Raw genomic sequence first — 18451 nt, forward strand, 5'->3', positions numbered from 1 at the left:
GACCGTTGTTGTAGCGAATTCATTATCGTCTCCGTAAAAATAGGGTAATTCGGTAATTTGTCGGAAAACTGTTATTCACTGCCGATTAAAAAATGCATCTGATGCGCTTCTCCGGGCGCGAGATGAATCAGGCTAATTCCGGAGTTAAAGGCGTCTGGCGGGCAGGTCATCGGTTCAACTGCCAGGCCGCGCCTTGCTAATTTCTCGCCGGTATATATCTGCAGCCAGGGCTGGTGGCTGCGTAAAAAGGTGGACATGTTTTGCGATTGACTGGTTATCCTGACTTCCCACTCTGCATCAGGTGGCAACGTCCTGAACGTATGATCGATAGTGGTCTGCGCAATGAGTCGCGGCGTGGTGAAATCCCGTTCACCACATGTTTCTTCACTCGCCGGAAGCGTTAATTCACAGCCATCGATGGGGTGTAGATTGCAGGTCAAGTAAGGATGTGCTCCCGCGCCATACGGTGCGATTTCATCACCCACATTCTGTGTACGAATAAACACGTGCAATCCACAGTCTGCCCCGAGTCGGTAAATCACCTCTGAAACCAGCGCAAAGGGATAACCATAAGAGGGCGGCAGAAAAATCATCAGCGACACTTCCGATGCCGACTGCTGGTTAATCTGCCAGTCCCGCCAGGCCAACAGCCCGTGAATGGCGGTATGCGAAATAGGGTCGTTAACGGCAAGCTGGAAGGTCTTGCCGTTATGTTGATAGCAGCCGTCTGCAACGCGGTTTGGCCATGGGACTAACACTTTTCCTAAATGCGCCTGCGGCATCTCTTCCGGCTTATGTGGAATAACGATGTGACGCCCACGATGCATCAATTCTGCTAGCCCAGCGCCAACCGTGACGATTTTCGCCTGGTAGTGTCCGGCCTGAAGATGAATGGTTTTTCCACCACTATGCATGGCTGCTATCCTTGTGACTTATTTGGCGTTGATATCCAGAAGACCGGCAGCAACCGCCGGAGCAAGGCCCGGAGCCAGCGGTAGACGCGGGATTACCAGGCAGTGCAGCAGGTGATAAATGTCCTGCTTACCGTCCCAGACTTTGGTGGTCACTTTGTTATCGGTGTCCAACTCCTGCCACCATGAACCGGTCTCGTAGTCCATCAGATAGGTGATGCAGTAATCCCACCACTTCTGGTACCAGGCTTCGTACTGGCTGTCGCCGGTGAGGGTATACAAGGCATAGGCGGTACCCATGGCTTCGACTATCGGCCAACGCACTCTTTCGCGAACGATTGGTTTACCGTCCCAGTCCACCGAATAGACAAAACCATCCGCACCGTCCGGTGCCCAGGCATCACGGATGGTGGCGTGGAACAAGCCTTTGGCATCTTCCAGCAGCCAGGCGGGAGGCGTTTCGAAGCGGGCTTCCAACGCGGCATGCAGATGCAGCATCAGACGGCCCCATTCGATCCAGTGGCCCGGCGTGCCGCCGTATGCGCGGAAACGGTGAGCAGGGTTATCCTTGTTGTAATCGCGGATTGGGTTCCACTGTGAATCGAAGTGCTCGTTGACGCGATACTCCCCGCTGCGGGCCACGTCGTGAATAATCACCGAAGCAATTCGCAGTGCGCGATCGAGCCATTTACGGTCATGGGTAACGTCATAAACGATCAGGAAAGCCTCGACCGCGTGCATGTTGGCGTTACCGCCACGGTAATCTTCCGTCTGGCTGAAGGCTTCGTCCCAGGACTCCAGGCACATCTGCTCGTCTTCGCTCCAGAAGTACTTTTCAATCACCTCGATGGCATCATCCAACAATTGTCTGGCCTGTGGATGACCGGTAGTGACCGCGCTTGCCGCGCCGAGCAAGACGAAGAAATGCTGATAACCCTGCTTGGAGGCGTCCATCACGCCTTCGTCATTTACGCAGGCGTACCAACCGCCGTAGCGTGTGTCGCGTAGCGCACCGTTCAGCGCTTTAATGCCGTGATCGACCAGTTGGTATGCGCCAGGCCGACCCATTGACGCGGCAACGGAGTAGACGTGCAGCATGCGGGCGGTGATCCACAGATGTGTCCCCATATCTGCTCTGACCTGACCACTGTTTCCCAGCCAGCCAAATCCGGTAGGTACCGCAGCGTTCTTACCAAAGTTAAAGATGCGATCTGTTTCCTGCTCCAGCCAGCGGTTGTGGCTTAGGGTGTTAAACCATTTCATTCTGAGATCCTCTTAGCGCCGGGCCATCATTTCATCGACGATATCGCCCAGACGCTGCAACTTAGGTGCGGAAACATCACGCAGCATCAGTTCGGTATCCGGCAGGCCAACCACGGATGACCAGACCGCACGTCCGGCCAGGAAGCCGGATGCGCCAGCGGTCATTGCTACGCTGACCGCGCGTGGGAACAGTTTTTCATCCACACCGGAGGAGAGAATGACCCACGGCATGTTGATGTTTTCATTCAGGCGCTGAGAGGCGCTAAGCAGCTCTTGTTGGGTTCCTTTGCCGTACAGAGGCATTTCGACCTTGTAGAGATCGGCACCGCTATCACCCAGTTCTTTCGCGGCATCGATAATGGCCTGTTCACGATCGAACTTATCGCCACGACGTGGTGGGCGAACAACCGGCTCGATGATGCTCAGCAGGCCATTGGAATGGCACAGTTCATTGAATTCTCCCACCATATCAAGACGTTGTTGGGCATCTTCATCGCTACGCCACAGCACCAGCAGTTTGAGGGCCTTGGCACCATCTTGCTTCACGGTCTGCGGGTCGATTTTTTTATCAATCACCACGCTATCGACCGGAATACCGTTACCCGGAATGAACTCATCAGCGGCCACAATCATGGCGCAGTTTTTGGCGACCGCGTTTTGCTCTACAACCTGGCGGTAGCAGAACTGCTGATCGACCAGAATGGCGGAGGCATAGGGGGAAAGGATCTTCGCCGCATTGACTTTGAAATCGGTCAGCACGCTGTCATTGACCGGGGATTTTGCACCCGCGGCGGCAAACATTAAGCGCATGGCTTCGCGCTGATCGACCGCCAGCATGGCAAACCCGCCGGAAGCTCGGGTGATATCTTTCAGGGTGTACTTGGTCATTGTTCAGTCCTTTTACTTATCAAAGTTGGGAATTCAGTCCGGCAGATGCCCGAACCTGCTCGAGTATTGCGGTCCAGTCTTCCCGGCCACGGCCAGCGGCGCGTGCCTGGTTATAAACTTCGCGGGAAGCGGCGCCGAGCGGCATCGGCACGTGCAATTGGTTGGCAACGTCCAGGGCGATGCCAAGATCCTTGTGAGCTAAATCGATCATGAAAGCCGGGGAAAGATCGCCTTTCAGCACTTTGTTCGGCCAGGAGGTAGTAAAGTGGCCTTTTCCGGCGGGGGTGCCGCTCATGACTTGCAAAGCCACATCGAAGGAGAGACCAAGTGCCTCGCACAACACGGTGGCTTCGGCAGAGAGGGCGTTTAGCGCGATACTCATGTAGTTGTTGATGAGCTTCACGCGGATCCCCATGCCGGGACCACCTGCATTGATCAATTCATTACCCATCGCCATCAGAACCGGTGTGGCGCGTTCTACCTGCTGTGCCGTTCCACCTGCCAGCAGCAACAGCGTTCCCGCTATGGCGTGATCGGAGGTGCGTCCAACCGGGCAATCCATCATATCGAAGCCTTTGGCACGCATATCGGCGATGAGTTTATCGGTTTGCAGTGGGTGAATAGTCGACATATCAATTACTAACGCCTGCTGGGAGAGGCTTTCGCAAATACCCTGCTCGCCGAACAATACGCTGCGCACCAGATCGCCGTTTGGCAGCATGGTGATGACAAATTCTGCACCTTGTGCTGCCTGAGCTGGGCTACTGGCAGGCTGTGCTCCTTTTTCCACCAGGCGCTGAACGGCATCCGGGTTAACGTCAAAGACGCTGAGTTGATGACCCTGCTTCAGCAAGTTGCTCGCCATGGGTGAACCCATCTGACCTAATCCGATAAATGCTATAACTGCCATAACGTTCTCCTGAGACGTGGATGTCATTTTTTGTCATTTAAGGTCGTTTGTTTCTGTCTGTTTTTGATCGTATTTGTAATTTATGGTCAAAAAATTGACAGCCGTCACTTTTTAAACATTTTGTGAAATTAAAATGATCCCATCTTGAAACGCCTAAGGAACGACCATGATTCGTATTGCTTGTGTAGGTATTGCCGTGATGGATCGCATCTATTACGTGGAAGGTTTACCGACTGAAGGAGGTAAGTATGTGGCGAAGCGTTATACGGAAGTGGGCGGCGGGCCTGCTGCAACGGCCGCAGTGGCTGCAGCGAAGCTGGGCGCTAAGGTGGACTTTATTGGCCGTGTGGGCGATGACGATACCGGAAATAGCTTGCTGGCGGAGCTGGAGTCCCTGGGGGTAAATACCCGCTATTCCCGGCGCTACGCGGGGGCGAAGTCTTCACAATCGGCAATTATGGTTGATGCGCAAGGGGAAAGGATTATCGTTAACTATCCCAGCCCGGATTTACTGCATGATGCTGACTGGCTCAATGAGATCGATTTTACCCAGTGGGATGTGGTGTTGGCGGATGTTCGCTGGCACGAAGGGGCCAGGCAGGCGTTCACATTGGCACGTCGGGCGGGAGTGATGACGGTACTGGATGGTGACGTAACGCCACAAGATATCCGCGAGTTGGTGGCATTAAGCGATCATGCTGCGTTTTCTGAACCCGGTCTGGCGCGTTTAACCGGGATAAACGATCCTGAAGCCGGACTGAAACAAGCACAAACGCTCACAAATGGTCACGTGTATGTAACGCGGGGCAGTGCAGGCTGCAACTGGATAAAAAATAATACGTTGCAGCATCAATCTGGATTTAAAGTCGACGTTGTTGACACAACGGGGGCGGGGGATGTTTTCCACGGTGCGCTCGCGTTTAGCCTGGCCGGCGGCGGCCTCCCGGAAGAGGCCGTCAGGTTCGCCAGCGGAGTTGCTGCGCTAAAATGTACGCGTCCGGGAGGAAGGGCTGGAATCCCTGACTGTGATCAAACCCGATCTTTTCTGTCACTTTTTGTATAAAATGCCAGGGCAATGGTTTTTCGAGGAAATTTCATGAGTCTTACCGAACTGACCGGTAACCCGCGACACGATCAACTGCTTATGCTGATTAGCGAGCGCGGTTATATGAATATCGACGAGCTGGCCAGCCTGCTGGACGTGTCCACGCAGACCGTGCGTCGTGATATTCGTAAACTCAGCGAGCAGGGATTAATTACGCGTCATCATGGTGGCGCGGGTAGAGCCTCCAGCGTGGTGAATACGGCGTTTGAGCAGCGTGAAGTCTCCTGGACGGAGGAGAAAAAAGCCATCGCGGAAGCGGTGGCGGACTACATTCCCGATGGGTCAACGGTGTTTATTACCATTGGCACCACCGTTGAGCAGGTGGCCCGCTCGCTGTTAAACCATAATCATTTGCGCATTATCACCAACAGTCTGCGCGTGGCGCACATTCTTTATAACAATCCACGTTTTGAAGTCATGGTGCCGGGGGGAACGTTACGCCCGCACAACAGTGGCATCATTGGTCCTTCTGCCTCGGCATTTGTCGCTGATTTTCGGGCCGACTACCTGGTAACCAGCGTTGGCGCGATCGAAAGTGATGGCGCGCTGCTGGAGTTTGATGTCAATGAAGCCAGCGTAGTGAAAACGATGATGTCGCACTCAAGACACATTCTGCTGGCAGCGGATCATACGAAATATACGGCTTCTGCCGCGGTAGAAATTGGTAACGTCTCTCAGGTGACCGCGCTGTTTACCGATGAATACCCAGGTCCCGCATTGCATAATTTACTCCAGTCACAACAGGTTGAAATTGTGCAGGTGAGTCCTTCACAAGATGATGCTTTGGCCGTGTAATTCCTCAGATGATGGCTCGATAAGTTCGAAGCCATCACTCTCACATAGTCAAACTTCTCCTTTCCCGCTACAGTTATTCATCCACGGCGAATAAGGAGAAGGGCATGCTCTATATCTTTGATTTAGGTAATGTGATTGTCGATATCGACTTCAACCGCGTGTTGGGCACATGGAGCGATCTGAGCCGTGTACCGCTGGCCTCGCTGAAGCAAAGTTTCACCATGGGGGAGGCTTTTCACCAGCACGAGCGAGGTGAAATAACGGATGAAGCCTTTGCCGAGGCGCTATGTCATGACATGGCGCTGCCGCTAAGTTACGAGCAGTTCTCTCACGGCTGGCAGGCCGTTTTTGTGGCATTGCGCCCTGAAGTCATCGACATCATGCATAAGCTGCGTGAGCAGGGGCATCGGGTGGTCGTCTTGTCGAATACTAACCGTCTGCACACAACATTTTGGCCGGATGAATATCCTGAAATTCGTCAGGCTGCTGACCATATTTATCTTTCCCAGGATCTGGGCATGCGAAAACCGGAAGCGCGGATTTACCAGCATGTCCTGCAGTCTGAAGGTTTTTCTGCGGAAGATGCGGTCTTTTTTGACGACAACGCCGATAATATTGAAGGAGCTAACCGGTTAGGGATTACCAGTATCCAGGTCGTCGATAAAACGACCATTCCTGACTATTTCGCGAAGTTGTTATGCTAAAAAATGTTCAGCAACAAGCCAGGCACCATACGCGTCCTGTACGGGCCTGGCTGAAGCTACTATGGCAGCGGATTGATGAGGACAACATGACGACGCTGGCAGGGAATCTTGCCTACGTTTCACTGCTCTCATTAGTGCCGCTTATCGCCGTTGTGTTTGCTCTTTTCGCCGCATTTCCGATGTTTTCCGACGTCAGTGCCCAGCTACGTCATTTTATTTTCGCAAATTTTATCCCGGCGACGGGAGACGTCATCCAGCGTTATATCGAACAGTTTGTCGCCAACTCGAACAAAATGACGGCCGTTGGGGCATGTGGGCTGATTGTCACGGCGTTATTGCTGATGTATGCCATTGATAATGCTCTGAATACTATCTGGCGCAGTAAGCGCACTCGTCCCAAAGTTTACTCTTTCGCCGTCTACTGGATGATCTTAACGCTGGGGCCGCTGCTGGCGGGGGCCAGTCTGGCGATCAGCTCTTATTTGTTGTCATTGCGCTGGGCCAGCGATCTCAACTCGGTGATTGATGACGTCTTGCGTATTTTCCCTCTGGTGCTTTCCTGGCTCTCGTTCTGGCTGCTTTACAGCATTGTACCGACTACGCGTGTGCCCAATCGTGATGCGGTTATTGGCGCCTTTGTGGCCGCCGTGTTGTTCGAGGCCGGAAAGAAAGGATTTGCGCTCTACATCACGATGTTCCCGTCGTATCAGCTCATTTACGGTGTCCTGGCGGTGATCCCTATTTTATTTGTCTGGGTATACTGGACGTGGTGTATCGTCTTGCTTGGCGCGGAAATAACTGTCACTCTCGGGGAATACCGCAAACTTAAACAAGCCGCAGAACAAGAAGAAGCAGATCAACCATGATTGCATTAATTCAGCGCGTAACCCGTGCCAGCGTCACCGTGGAGGGCGAGGTGACGGGTGAAATTGGCCCAGGACTTTTGGTCCTGTTAGGTGTCGAAAGGGATGATGACGAACAGAAAGCAAACCGTCTGTGCGAGCGCGTACTCGGCTATCGAATCTTTAGCGATGCCGAAGGAAAAATGAACCTCAACGTGCAGCAATCAGGTGGCAGTGTGCTGGTGGTTTCACAGTTCACGCTGGCGGCAGATACCGAACGTGGCATGCGCCCGGGGTTTTCGAAAGGCGCTTCGCCCGAGCGGGCAGAAGCGCTGTATGAATACTTTGTTGAGCGTTGCCGCCAACAGGAAATGAATACGCAAACCGGTCGATTCGCTGCGGATATGCAGGTTTCACTGGTTAATGATGGCCCCGTGACGTTCTGGTTACAAGTATGAACCAGCTACCGGTGTGGCCGCGGGCAACAAGAGAGAATACGACTATGTATCACCTTCGAGTACCGCAAACAGAAGAAGAGTTGGAGCGTTACTACCAGTTTCGCTGGGAGATGTTGCGTAAACCGTTGCACCAGCCCAAAGGCTCCGAACGGGATGCCTGGGACGCGATGGCGCATCACCAGATGGTGATGGACGAAGAGGGAAATCTGGTCGCGGTCGGGCGTCTGTATATCAATGCGGATAACGAAGCCTCCATACGCTTTATGGCCGTTGACCCCTCAGTGCAGGAGAAAGGGTTGGGCACGCTGATGGCGATGACCCTGGAGTCTGTGGCGCGTCAGGAAGGGGTAAAGCGCGTAACCTGTAGCGCCCGTGAAGATGCGGTCGAATTTTTCGCCAAACTGGGGTTTGTGAGTCAGGGCGAAATTACCACGCCACAAACCACGCCGGTGCGCCATTTTTTGATGATTAAACCCATCGCAACGCTGGACGACATTCTCCATCGCGGGGACTGGTGCGGACAGCTACAGCAAGCCTGGTACGAACATATTCCATTGAGTGAGAAAATGGGCGTGCGCATTCAGCAGTACACCGGGCAGAAATTTATTACGACGATGCCAGAGACTGGCAATCAGAACCCGCACCATACGCTGTTTGCCGGAAGCCTGTTTTCACTGGCGACGTTAACGGGCTGGGGGCTTATCTGGCTGATGCTGCGCGAGCGTCATCTGGGGGGGACGATAATCCTCGCCGACGCGCATATCCGATATAGCAGGCCAATTACCGGGAAACCTACCGCTATTGCCGATCTGGGCTCGCTGAGCGGTGACCTGGACCGTCTGGCAAGAGGCCGCAAGGCGCGCGTTCAGATGCAGGTCGGGGTGTTTGGCGATGACACGCCGGGCGTCGTGTTTGAAGGTACCTACATTGTGCTACCCGCGAAACCGTTTGGCGCATATGAAGAGGGCGGGAATGAGGAAGAGTAGGTCAGAGGGGATCCTCTTTACTCGATGAATGCGTCTGCCGGAAGGTTAAAGCGTTCTGCGAGCATTTTAATATGACTTACAGTCAGTGCTCTGCGACCATTCAAGATGTTGCTGACATTGGATTTTGAACCAAGTTCGTTGGCAAGATCTGCTGCTTTGAGACCATATTGATCCATGAGCGTACGCAGTAACGCAACGCCATGAGGAGTATGTTCCAGTTGTTGGTTGAGGGCACTGAACTCAGGCGCATGTTTTTCGTAGTCGCGGATCCGAGCTGAAAGCAGCTCAAACAACGGGTTTTCCAGGTCGTCACGATCAACCAGAAACTCCACCAAAGCGAGTGCTTTTCGGTACTCTGTCTCATTTTGTTCTTTGCCTAACAGGGGGATTTTTTTCACTGCATCGGTAAAGGTATCGATCATCAATTTTACACTGGCTGTGTCTATCTGATGGCTTTCATGCGTTCTCATTCTTTTTGACCCCGATAGTATGTGGTTAGTCTGTCATACTCGGCATGGTGAACGATATGCTTCACAAATACCTTTTGCAGTTTGAAATCAATATAGGCAATAAGTCTCAAGCAGTTACCTGAAACATTAATCACCCACCATTTATTTCTGTATTTAAAATTATCCAGTGAAGGTATGTACTGCTTCATCTCTTCAGGAGTGTGGAACATTTTTTTCTCTAAAATATTCAGCAAATCAACGAGTGCTGCCATGTGATTTGGAAAACGGAGTATTGCCTCGTTGAAAGGTTTTCGGCTGATAACATGCATGGTGTAGTTCCATTACAAGGTTTTCAACCTGAAAACAAAATAACGCAAGGCAATTAAGTTTTCAAGATGAAAACAAAAGATTAATCAAGCATGTCTTCCTGCTATAGGATTAACGACGCGCCAGGCCACATCTCGCATAACATTTCGTGCCGCCTGGCTCACTCCTGCCAGCTGGAAAAATCCGTGGATAACGCCAAGATAGCGTTGGCAGGTGCACTCCACGCCCTGCTCCAGGAACCGTTGATACAGGGCCTCACCCTCATCGCGCAGTGGGTCGAATTCGGCTGTAATGATGTGCGTGGGCGGCAGACCGTTGAAGTCTTCACGCCAGACTGGGCTGGCTTCGGGATGCCGCAGATCGGTTTGCGGCAAATACATCTCGTAGCCCGAAAGCAACGTGTCACGTGTGATAATGTAATCCTGCCCATTTCGGTCGTAGCTCTCAAACCTGGCGGTCGCGTCCAGCATCGGGTAAATCAGCATTAGCTGCGCAGGTTGCCATTGATTGGCAGCTTTCAGGCGCAGTGCAGTGATCAGCGCCAGATGCCCGCCCGCACTGTCGCCAGCAAGCGTAATCCTGCCGCGATCGACACCCAGTTTCTGGGCATACTTCCAGATAATATTGGCTCCCGTTTCAGCGTCGTTATGTGCAGCCGGGAAAGTATGCTCTGGTGCAAGGCGATACTGCACCGCAATGACCCGACAGCCGCTGTACCAGGCGAGCTGCCTTAGCTGGTTATCATGCGTCGCGAATCCACCACTGACAAAGCAGCCGCCGTGATAATAGATAACGCAGGGTCGATTTCCCGTGGCGTCCCGCGGCGAAACAACGCGAAATGTCATTGCATCGAGTTCAATATCTTCAACCTGTACGCGGGTTTCAGTTTCTCCTGCCAGTACCGTGCTGGCAATGTAGCCTGCTCTCCGTTCATCAATATTTTGCTCGCGCGAAGAAGGGCGTCCCGCTGCGATAAATGCCTCAACCAGCTGTGCAATCCCGCTTTCCAGTGCCATTTATTATTTTCCTTATCTGTATGGATATACAGTTTTATAACCTGGATAGCCACGAATGAGAATGGGAAAAGTGACGGGTGTACGATTCTGGAAAGCGGCTCGCAAAAGTAAAAATCGTTCGCGTGAAGGCTATTTTCTCGCTTTTCTCGGGTGTATGTTGTGTGGAAATTAATCGCCAATGATATACTGGAGGTATATGTGAGTATGATGGCTGGGATGGATATGGGCAGAATTTTACTCGATTTATCAGACGAAGTGATCAAACGTCTTGATGATCTCAAGGTGCAGCGTAATCTGCCGCGGGCCGAGCTTTTGCGGGAGGCTGTTGAACAGTATCTTGAGAGGCAGGATCAAGCTGAAACGACAATTTCACGTGCTCTTGGGCTATGGCAAGGTTGTGAGGAAGATGGCGTTGATTATCAGCGTAAACTCCGTGAGGAATGGTAATGGTCACAGGATCTGCGCTTTTTGATACCAACATCCTCATCGACCTGTTTAGCGGGCGAAGTGAAGCAAAACTAGCGATAGAAACATGGCCGCCGCAGAACGCAATCAGCCTCATTACATGGATGGAGTTGATGGTGGGCGCAAAAAAATATCATCAGGAATCTCGCACACGCGTTGCGCTAGGCGCTTTTAATGTGATCGGTGTTTCACAGGATATTGCTGAACGAAGCGTGAGTATCAGGCAGGAATATGGGATGAAATTGCCGGATGCCATCATTTTGGCCACTGCGCAGATTCATCGTCTTACACTGGCTACGCGTAATACCAGGGATTTTGCAGGCATATCCGGCGTGGTCACACCGTATACGTTATAACCCGGGCGACCTGCGCCGCCCGGTAGTGCGAAGAACTTACTCCCCTTCACCCGGGAACAGGAACGGGTTGATGGAGCTGCGGGCAAAGCCCTCTTGCTCCATGTGTGCGTCCAGCATCAGTGAAGCGAGATCGTCGGCTACGGCCTCGACTTTCGGGTCTTTTTCCTGATAGAGAATCTTCAGGTAAGTCCCGCAATCGCCGCAGCTTTCAGCTTTAATTGCCGCCTGTTCGTTATCCAGCGACCAGTAGTTCAAATCACGGCTCTGCTCGCAGTTGCTGCACTTCACGCGCACCACGTGCCACTCGGTTTCGCACAGGTTGCAGTGCAAATAGCGCAGCCCCTGAGTGGTACCGATTTGCACCATGCTGGAGACCGGCATTGAACCACACACCGGGCAGTACTGACGCTGTTCGCCGTATTCCGCACGGGCTTTGCCGGGGATCAGGCTCGCCATCTGCGCCCAGTAGAGCGACAGGGCAGCCCAAATGAACGGTGCTTTGTCGCTGCTGACGGAGGCGAAATCGGAGGCAAACAGCGCGCTGGCCATCAGTTCCAGCTCCTGCTCCGAGGCTTTTTCCAGATTCTCGATTACGGCCAACGCAGGGCCGCTCATTTCCGGCTTCAGCTCAGCAATTAGCGATTGCAGCAGTTTTTGCCAGTGCTTGTCGCGTGGCAGAACGTGGATATCCAGTGGCGGTTTGCCCTGATCGTTCGCTTCTTTGATGCGAGCGGTCAGATCCATCTGCAGCGGATGGTCGTACAACACCACTTCCTGCGCGTGAGCGATCAGCGCGGCAAAACGCAGGTAATCACCCAGCGGGTTGTTCTCGGCCAGCTCGCGCAGACGTTCAGCGCGGCGGTTATACAAATTTTTGAGTCTGGGGAATAATAACGGCGGAATCATATCCGCCGTGCGTTTCTCGCTCTTCTCCAGCTCATCTTGCGGGATTATGCGAATACTCATTCAGATGACTTTTCCTGTTTCTGGCGGACTTCACGGTACCAGCGCGGGTGATGTTTCTTCGCCCATGAGCTGGTAACCCATCCTTCCACCATCGCGGTAATGGTGCCTTTCACCCAAAGGGCGGCGTAAATGTGCACCATGATAACCACAATTAACGCTACTGCGGCAAATGAATGCAGCATTAACGCGAATCGGATCACCGGGATTGAGAAAGCAGGCGCAAAATACGGACGCCAGATGACCACTCCGCTCACCAGCAACAGGACCAGGAAGATAATCGCCGCCCAGAATACGCATTTCTGGCCGAAGTTATAACGTCCCGTGTCACCTACTTCCTCGTTGACGACAATCTTACGAATATTCTTCGCCCAAAAGATATCATCCCGATTGATTAGATTGTGGTGCCAGTAACGGAAAAACATGATGATAAACGAGGCAAACATGATCACGCCGACAAACGGGTGCACAATTCGCGCCAGTTGCGGCGTGCCCATGATGTGCATCAGCCAGTTAAAAGACGGGAAGAGAAAACCCATCCCGCTCACTGCCGCCAGAATGAAACAGAAGGCGGTGATCCAGTGGTTGATGCGTTCCGGCGCCGTGTAGCGCACGATGGTGTCACGTCGTTTCATTTGCGCACCTCGTCTTTTTCTTCATGCAGATTGTCTTCTTCCTCTTCCGCACGGTTCGGGCCTACGCCGACGTAGTGGAAGATACTGGCCGCAAATGTCGCTGCAAAGCCGACGGCTGCGAGAGGTTTCCAGATGCCTTTCCAGAACTTCACGGTGGCGCTGATTTCCGGGTTCTCCGGCAGACCGTGGTACAGATTCGGCTTGTCCGCATGGTGCAATACGTACATCACGTGCGTACCGCCAACGCCTGCCGGATCGTACAGACCCGCGTTTTCGTAACCACGCGTTTTCAGCTCCGCCACGCGCTCACCGGCCAGCGTTTTCATCGACTCTTTAGTGCCGAAATGAATAGCGCCGGTTGGACACGTTTTCACGCAGGCTGGTTCTTGTCCAACCACTACACGGTCAACGCACAGCGTACATTTGTAAACGCGGTTGTCTTCCGGGTTGAGGCGCGGCACGTCGAACGGGCAGCCCGCGATACAGTAGCCACAGCCGATGCACTGCTCGGACTGGAAGTCGACGATACCGTTGGCATACTGAATGATTGCTCCTTCGGCCGGACACGCCTTCAGGCAGCCCGGATCGGCGCAGTGCATACAGCCATCCTTGCGGATAAGCCACTCCAGTTTGTCGTTTTGTTCCACTTCCGAGAAGCGCATTACCGTCCAGGATTTAGCGGTCAAATCAGCCGGGTTGTCGTACACTCCAACGTTGTTGCCCACTTCATCACGGATGTCGTTCCATTCTGAACACGCCACCTGACACGCTTTACAGCCGATACAGGTGGTGACGTCGATAAGCTTCGCCACCTCTTCCTGATGGTCCCGCGCCTGAGGCGCGGGGGTGAAACCGTTAGTGGCGGAACGACGAATGATGTCTTGCGATTGATAAGCCATAGGTCGTCTCCGTTACACCTTTTCCACGTTCACGAGGAAGGACTTAAATTCCGGCGTCTGCGTGTTCGCATCACCGACGAATGGCGTTAACGTGTTAGCGATAAAGCCTTTTTTTGCCACACCTTCGTAGCCCCAGTGAATCGGAATACCGATAGTGTCGATATCCTGACCGTTGGCCTTCAACGTGCGAATACGTTTAGTCACCACCGCTTTGGCTTTAATGTAGCCACGGTTAGAGGAGACTTTGACGGTATCGCCATGAGAGATACCGAGCTTATTCGCCAGCTTCTCGCCAATTTCCACAAACTGCTCCGGCTGGGCGATAGCGTTAAGCAACGCATGCTTAGTCCAGTAGTGGAAGTGCTCGGTCAGACGGTAGGTCGTACCGACGTAAGGGAACTTATCCGCTTTACCCAGTGCTTCCGCGTCACCTTTAAAGATACGTGCGGCAGGGTTAGAGATAACGTTCGGGTGCAGCGGGTTAGTCCCCAGCGGCGTTTCAAACGGCTCGTAGTGTTCCGGGAACGGACCTTCTGCCATCTTATCGATAGCAAACAGGCGTCCCATCCCTTCCGGCTGCATGATGAACGGCCCAACGTTGCTGCCCGGCGCGGCGGCACTGTAGTCTGGAATATCCATCCCGCTCCATTTCGCCCCGTCCCATTTCAGGATCTGACGTTTTGGATCCCACGGATTTCCCTGCGGGTCAGCGGAGGCGCGGTTATACAGAATGCGGCGGTTGAGCGGCCACGCCCATGCCCAGCCCAGCGTATTGCCAAGGCCTGACGGATCGGCGTTATCGCGACGTGCCATTTGGTTGCCTTCCGGCGTCCAGCTACCGGCAAAAATCCAGCAGCCGCTGGAGGTGGTACCGTCGTCACGCAGTTGGGCGAACGAGCTAAGCTGTTGGCCTTTCTTGACGATAACGGCACCGGTGGCCGGGTCGATAATGTCGGCCAGGGCTTTACCGTTGCTCTCCATCGCCACTTCTTCCGAAGCCGGTTCGTGTGGTGTGGAGTAGTTCCAGGTCATGCTCAGCACCTGTTCCGGGTTCGCGCCACCCTGTTCGGCATACATTTTGCGCAGACGCAGGAAGATACCTGCGAGGATTTCACCATCGGTAACGGCAATCCCCGGGGCATCCGCACCTTTCCAGTGCCACTGCAGCCAGCGACCGGAGTTGACGATAGAACCGTTCTCTTCGGCGAAGCAGGTGGACGGCAGACGGAAGACTTCGGTCTGGATTTTCGACGGGTCAACATCGTTCGACTCACCGTGGTTCTGCCAGAAGGTGGAGGTCTCTGTGTTGAGCGGGTCGATGGTGACCAGGAACTTCAGTTTGGATAGCGAAGCCACCACCTTGTTTTTATTCGGGAATGATGCGACCGGGTTAAAGCCCTGGCAGATATAGCCATTCACTTTGCCCTGGTTCATCATCTCGAAGTACTGCAGGACGTCGTACCCTTTATCCCACTTCGGCAGCCAGTCGAAGCCCCAGCTGTTTTCCGCTGTCGCTTTATCGCCAAAGAAGGCTTTCATCATCGAAACGAAGAATTTCGGGTAGTTGCCCCAGTAGTTCACCTGGCCTTCCAGCAACGGTTTTGGCGTGTTGGCGGCAAGGTAAGTTTGCAGGTCAGTTTGCTTCTCGCTTGGCAGCGTCATATAGCCCGGCAGGCTTTGTGACAGCAGACCTAAGTCGGTCAGACCCTGAATGTTAGAGTGTCCGCGCAGGGCGTTAACGCCGCCGCCTGCCATCCCCATATTACCCAGCAGCAACTGGATCATCGCCATGGTACGGATGTTCTGCGCACCAACGGAGTGTTGCGTCCAGCCCAGTGCGTACAGGAACGACGCGGTTTTATCTGGGCGGCTTGTTTCTGCGATGTACTCACAGACCTTCAGGAAGTCGGCCTTTGGCGTACCGCAGATATTTTCTACGACGTCCGGCGTGTAGCGGGAGACGTGCTGTTTCAGCAGGTTCCATACGCAGCGCGGGTGTTGCAGGGTGACATCGCGTTTGGCGAAGCCTTTTTCATCCAGTTCGTAGTTCCAACTGGTTTTGTCATACTTGCGTTTGTCCGCGTCGTAGCCGGTAAACAGGCCATCTTCGAAACCGTAATCCTCACGCACGATCAGGCTTGCGTTGGTATAGGCTTCAGTGTATTCGCGGTTGAATTTTTCGTTGTTCAGCAGGTACAGCAAAACGCCTGACAGGAAAGCAATGTCAGTACCGGAACGAATCGGAGCATAGAAATCAGCCACCGCCGCGGTTCGCGTAAAGCGCGGATCGATAACAATCAGCTTCGCGCCGTTGTGAATTTTGGCTTCCATCGCCCAGCGGAACCCGACCGGGTGAGCTTCAGCGGCGTTACCGCCCATTACCACAACGAGGTTGGCGTTTTTAATGTCGACCCAGTGGTTGGTCATCGCACCGCGACCAAATGTTGGAGCAAGACTTGCTACCGTTGGTCCGTGTCAGACGCGTGCCTGGTTGTCGACCGCGAGCATACCAAGCGCGCGGGAGAATTTTTGTGTTAAATAGCCGGTTTCGTTACTGGAAGCGGAAGCACACAGCATCCCGGTGGAAAGCCAGCGGTTAACGGTTACGCCTTCGGCGTTTTGTGCAACGTAGTTAGCGTCGCGATCTTCTTTCATCAGCTTAGCGATGCGGTCAAATGCCTCATCCCAGCTAATCTGTTGCCACTTATCAGAGCCAGGTGCGCGGTATTCCGGGAATTTCAGGCGGCTTTCAGAGTGGATGAAGTCCACAAGTCCTGCCCCTTTCGGGCACAGTGCGCCACGGTTCACCGGGTGATCCGGGTCCCCTTCGATATGGAAGATGGATGCTTTGGCGTTTTTTGCTCCGTCACCGAGACTGTACATTAACAGTCCACAGCCAACGGAACAGTAAGTGCAGGTGTTACGGGTTTCGCGGGTGCGCAGCAATTTATATTGCCGTGTTTCCGCTAGCGCTACGCCGGGTGCAAAGCCCAGTGCCGCTGCCGTGGTGCCTGCCATACCGCCAGCGCAGATCTTAAAGAACTGCCTTCTGCTGACCTGCATGGTTCGCTCCTTGTTTCGACATTGTCACGTTCCCTTCGTTTTCCTATAACGCGAACGCGAGGGAAGTGGTTGTTATTTTTCTTTGCGGACGGGACCGCAAAGGTCCAGAATTGGGTGAATTTCCCTCCGTCCAGGAGGGATTTGTAAAGAATACCACAATGTTGGTATGCGTGTTCCAATACGGTTAAAAGAAAGTGAATAAGATTATTCAAGAAAACATCAAGAATGTGACATCTCCGACAGGATCTCGTCAGTTGACCCTCTGGAAGCGCGAGGACTTGCAACATCCTCAGCCAGATGAGGTAGCTGAAGAAGTGCCTGTGGCGCTGGTATACAACGGGATTTCACACGTGGTGATGATGGCATCACCGAAAGATCTTGAGCACTTCGCGATGGGTTTTTCACTTTCTGAAGGCATTATTGAGTCCTCGCAAGATATTTACGGGATGGACGTGGTGCCTTCCTGCAACGGATTAGAAGTGCAGGTTGAGCTGTCCAGCCGGCGCTTTATGGGGCTGAAAGAGCGTCGTCGCGCACTGGCCGGTCGGACTGGCTGCGGTGTTTGTGGCGTGGAACAACTTAATGATATTGGCAAACCGGTCCAGCCGCTGCCGTTTACCCAGACATTCAATCTGGCGCATCTCGATAACGCCTTAAGGCATCTCCCTGATTTCCAGCCTGTTGGGCAACTGACAGGCTGCACGCACGCGGCTGCCTGGGTACAGCCGTCAGGTCATCTGGCGGGCGGGCATGAAGATGTTGGACGTCATGTTGCGCTGGATAAACTGCTGGGACGACGTGCGATCGAAGGGGAAACCTGGCAGCAGGGCGCGGTATTAGTCTCCAGCCGCGCCAGCTACGAGATGGTGCAGAAGTCGGCAATGTGCGGCGTGGAAATCCTGTTTGCTGTTTCTGCGGCGACAACGCTCGCTGTGGAAGTTGCCGAACGCTGTAACCTGACGCTGGTGGGTTTTTGCAAACCGGGCCGGGCGACGATTTATACACATCCCGAGCGTCTGATAACTGAGTAACCAGTGTTCAATTAATTTGAATAAGACTGGCAAATCCTTCCGCTTTTAGTTGTGCGATGAGATGGCTATTATTTATCACATCAAGGCACGGTGCCTTAATCAAACAACTAAGTTAAAGGGTTTATATCATGAAAAGCATCAAAACTTTTGTCGCAGTTATCGCTCTGGCTACTTCTTTCGGTTCTTTCGCTGCTCAGACAGTTACCGCAACCGGTTCTACACTGGAAAGCGCTGAAGCAAAAATTGCCGCTCAGGCTGAACGTGCAGGTGCCAGCGATTATAAAATCACTCAGGCATACACCGGCAACCGCGTGCACATGACCGCTGAACTGCTGAAATAAGATACCTCAGTACTGTCGAAAGAGCGCCCTTGAGGCGCTTTTTT

21 protein-coding genes are annotated in these 18451 nt (G+C 53.3%); 10 read left to right on the top strand and 11 right to left on the bottom strand.

Annotated elements, in window-relative coordinates; all coding sequences use genetic code 11:
- Positions 1–71: 71 nt before the first annotated feature.
- From KQJ19_RS10185 to yihU, 4 genes are read right to left on the bottom strand one after another with little or no spacing between them, the layout of a single operon-like run.
- Positions 72–914 (bottom strand): aldose-1-epimerase, encoded by an 843-nt coding sequence (locus KQJ19_RS10185; protein WP_047497486.1) that lies wholly within the window; start codon positions 912–914, stop codon positions 72–74.
- Positions 915–932: 18 nt separating this feature from the next.
- On the bottom strand, positions 933–2174 hold the full coding sequence (gene yihS / locus KQJ19_RS10190; RefSeq protein ID WP_016155169.1) for a sulfoquinovose isomerase: 1242 nt from the start codon (positions 2172–2174) through the stop codon (positions 933–935).
- 12 nt (positions 2175–2186) lie between these two features.
- On the bottom strand, positions 2187–3062 hold the full coding sequence (gene yihT / locus KQJ19_RS10195; RefSeq protein ID WP_016155170.1) for a sulfofructosephosphate aldolase: 876 nt from the start codon (positions 3060–3062) through the stop codon (positions 2187–2189).
- 19 nt (positions 3063–3081) lie between these two features.
- Complete coding sequence (gene yihU, locus KQJ19_RS10200) at positions 3082–3972, bottom strand: sulfolactaldehyde 3-reductase (protein WP_216403619.1); 891 nt, start codon at positions 3970–3972, stop codon at positions 3082–3084.
- Positions 3973–4138: 166 nt separating this feature from the next.
- Here yihU and KQJ19_RS10205 point away from each other — a divergent pair, with 166 nt between their 5' ends.
- From KQJ19_RS10205 to fabY, 6 genes are all read left to right on the top strand, one after another.
- Positions 4139–5035: a sugar kinase gene (locus KQJ19_RS10205; protein WP_216403620.1), complete on the top strand. Its 897-nt coding sequence runs from the start codon at positions 4139–4141 to the stop codon at positions 5033–5035.
- A gap of 33 nt (positions 5036–5068) precedes the next feature.
- Positions 5069–5872: a DeoR/GlpR family DNA-binding transcription regulator gene (locus KQJ19_RS10210; protein WP_016155173.1), complete on the top strand. Its 804-nt coding sequence runs from the start codon at positions 5069–5071 to the stop codon at positions 5870–5872.
- A 104-nt stretch (positions 5873–5976) separates the two neighbouring features.
- Positions 5977–6576, top strand: a complete 600-nt coding sequence (yihX, locus tag KQJ19_RS10215) for a glucose-1-phosphatase (RefSeq protein WP_016155174.1) — start codon at positions 5977–5979, stop codon at positions 6574–6576.
- A complete protein-coding gene (locus tag KQJ19_RS10220) occupies positions 6570–7442 on the top strand; it encodes a virulence factor BrkB family protein (protein WP_019077938.1) in 873 nt (290 codons plus the stop codon). The genes yihX and KQJ19_RS10220 overlap by 7 nt, the downstream gene beginning before the upstream one ends.
- On the top strand, positions 7439–7876 hold the full coding sequence (gene dtd, locus KQJ19_RS10225) for a D-aminoacyl-tRNA deacylase (RefSeq protein ID WP_016157874.1): 438 nt from the start codon (positions 7439–7441) through the stop codon (positions 7874–7876). The genes KQJ19_RS10220 and dtd overlap by 4 nt, the downstream gene beginning before the upstream one ends.
- A 44-nt stretch (positions 7877–7920) precedes the next feature.
- The gene (gene fabY / locus KQJ19_RS10230) at positions 7921–8862 is read left to right on the top strand and encodes a fatty acid biosynthesis protein FabY (RefSeq protein WP_049282313.1); all 942 of its coding nucleotides are present in this window, start codon (positions 7921–7923) and stop codon (positions 8860–8862) included.
- Between the two features lie 17 nt (positions 8863–8879).
- Here fabY and KQJ19_RS10235 read toward each other — a convergent pair whose 3' ends face one another.
- The 3 genes from KQJ19_RS10235 to KQJ19_RS10245 form a co-directional block, all read right to left on the bottom strand.
- Positions 8880–9332 carry a helix-turn-helix domain-containing protein gene (locus KQJ19_RS10235; RefSeq protein ID WP_141876133.1) on the bottom strand — a complete coding sequence of 151 codons (453 nt, stop codon included), beginning with the start codon at positions 9330–9332 and terminating at the stop codon, positions 8880–8882.
- Positions 9329–9640, bottom strand: a complete 312-nt coding sequence (locus tag KQJ19_RS10240; protein WP_216403621.1) for a type II toxin-antitoxin system HigB family toxin — start codon at positions 9638–9640, stop codon at positions 9329–9331. The genes KQJ19_RS10235 and KQJ19_RS10240 overlap by 4 nt, the downstream gene beginning before the upstream one ends.
- An 84-nt stretch (positions 9641–9724) precedes the next feature.
- The gene (locus tag KQJ19_RS10245; protein WP_216403622.1) at positions 9725–10654 is read right to left on the bottom strand and encodes an alpha/beta hydrolase; all 930 of its coding nucleotides are present in this window, start codon (positions 10652–10654) and stop codon (positions 9725–9727) included.
- A gap of 204 nt (positions 10655–10858) precedes the next feature.
- Between KQJ19_RS10245 and KQJ19_RS10250 the strand changes: the two genes are divergently transcribed.
- Together KQJ19_RS10250 and KQJ19_RS10255 are read left to right on the top strand one after the other, a co-directional pair.
- Positions 10859–11101 carry a CopG family transcriptional regulator gene (locus KQJ19_RS10250; protein ID WP_016155181.1) on the top strand — a complete coding sequence of 81 codons (243 nt, stop codon included), beginning with the start codon at positions 10859–10861 and terminating at the stop codon, positions 11099–11101.
- The gene (locus KQJ19_RS10255; RefSeq protein ID WP_216403623.1) at positions 11101–11475 is read left to right on the top strand and encodes a type II toxin-antitoxin system VapC family toxin; all 375 of its coding nucleotides are present in this window, start codon (positions 11101–11103) and stop codon (positions 11473–11475) included. The genes KQJ19_RS10250 and KQJ19_RS10255 overlap by 1 nt, the downstream gene beginning before the upstream one ends.
- 36 nt (positions 11476–11511) lie before the next feature.
- Here KQJ19_RS10255 and fdhE read toward each other — a convergent pair whose 3' ends face one another.
- The 4 genes from fdhE to fdnG are packed head-to-tail and all read right to left on the bottom strand — an operon-like array spanning position 11512 to position 17035.
- Positions 11512–12441 carry a formate dehydrogenase accessory protein FdhE gene (fdhE, locus tag KQJ19_RS10260; RefSeq protein ID WP_003028685.1) on the bottom strand — a complete coding sequence of 310 codons (930 nt, stop codon included), beginning with the start codon at positions 12439–12441 and terminating at the stop codon, positions 11512–11514.
- The gene (gene fdoI, locus KQJ19_RS10265; RefSeq protein ID WP_003028686.1) at positions 12438–13073 is read right to left on the bottom strand and encodes a formate dehydrogenase cytochrome b556 subunit; all 636 of its coding nucleotides are present in this window, start codon (positions 13071–13073) and stop codon (positions 12438–12440) included. Before fdoI ends, fdhE begins: the two co-directional genes overlap by 4 nt.
- Positions 13070–13972, bottom strand: a complete 903-nt coding sequence (gene fdoH / locus KQJ19_RS10270) for a formate dehydrogenase O subunit beta (RefSeq protein WP_003028691.1) — start codon at positions 13970–13972, stop codon at positions 13070–13072. The genes fdoI and fdoH overlap by 4 nt, the downstream gene beginning before the upstream one ends.
- Before the next feature lie 12 nt (positions 13973–13984).
- Positions 13985–17035, bottom strand: a complete 3051-nt coding sequence (gene fdnG, locus KQJ19_RS10275) for a formate dehydrogenase-N subunit alpha (RefSeq protein WP_088583081.1) — start codon at positions 17033–17035, stop codon at positions 13985–13987.
- Between the two features lie 194 nt (positions 17036–17229).
- Between fdnG and fdhD the strand changes: the two genes are divergently transcribed.
- Both fdhD and KQJ19_RS10285 read left to right on the top strand, forming a co-directional pair.
- Positions 17230–18066, top strand: coding sequence for a formate dehydrogenase accessory sulfurtransferase FdhD (gene fdhD / locus KQJ19_RS10280; RefSeq protein WP_049040549.1), 837 nt, complete (start codon positions 17230–17232; stop codon positions 18064–18066).
- A 128-nt stretch (positions 18067–18194) separates the two neighbouring features.
- The gene (locus KQJ19_RS10285; protein ID WP_003825262.1) at positions 18195–18407 is read left to right on the top strand and encodes a DUF1471 domain-containing protein; all 213 of its coding nucleotides are present in this window, start codon (positions 18195–18197) and stop codon (positions 18405–18407) included.
- Positions 18408–18451 lie beyond the last annotated feature (44 nt).

The organism is Citrobacter sp. S46_ASV_140 (genome assembly GCF_018919545.1).
GTDB lineage: Bacteria > Pseudomonadota > Gammaproteobacteria > Enterobacterales > Enterobacteriaceae > Citrobacter > Citrobacter braakii.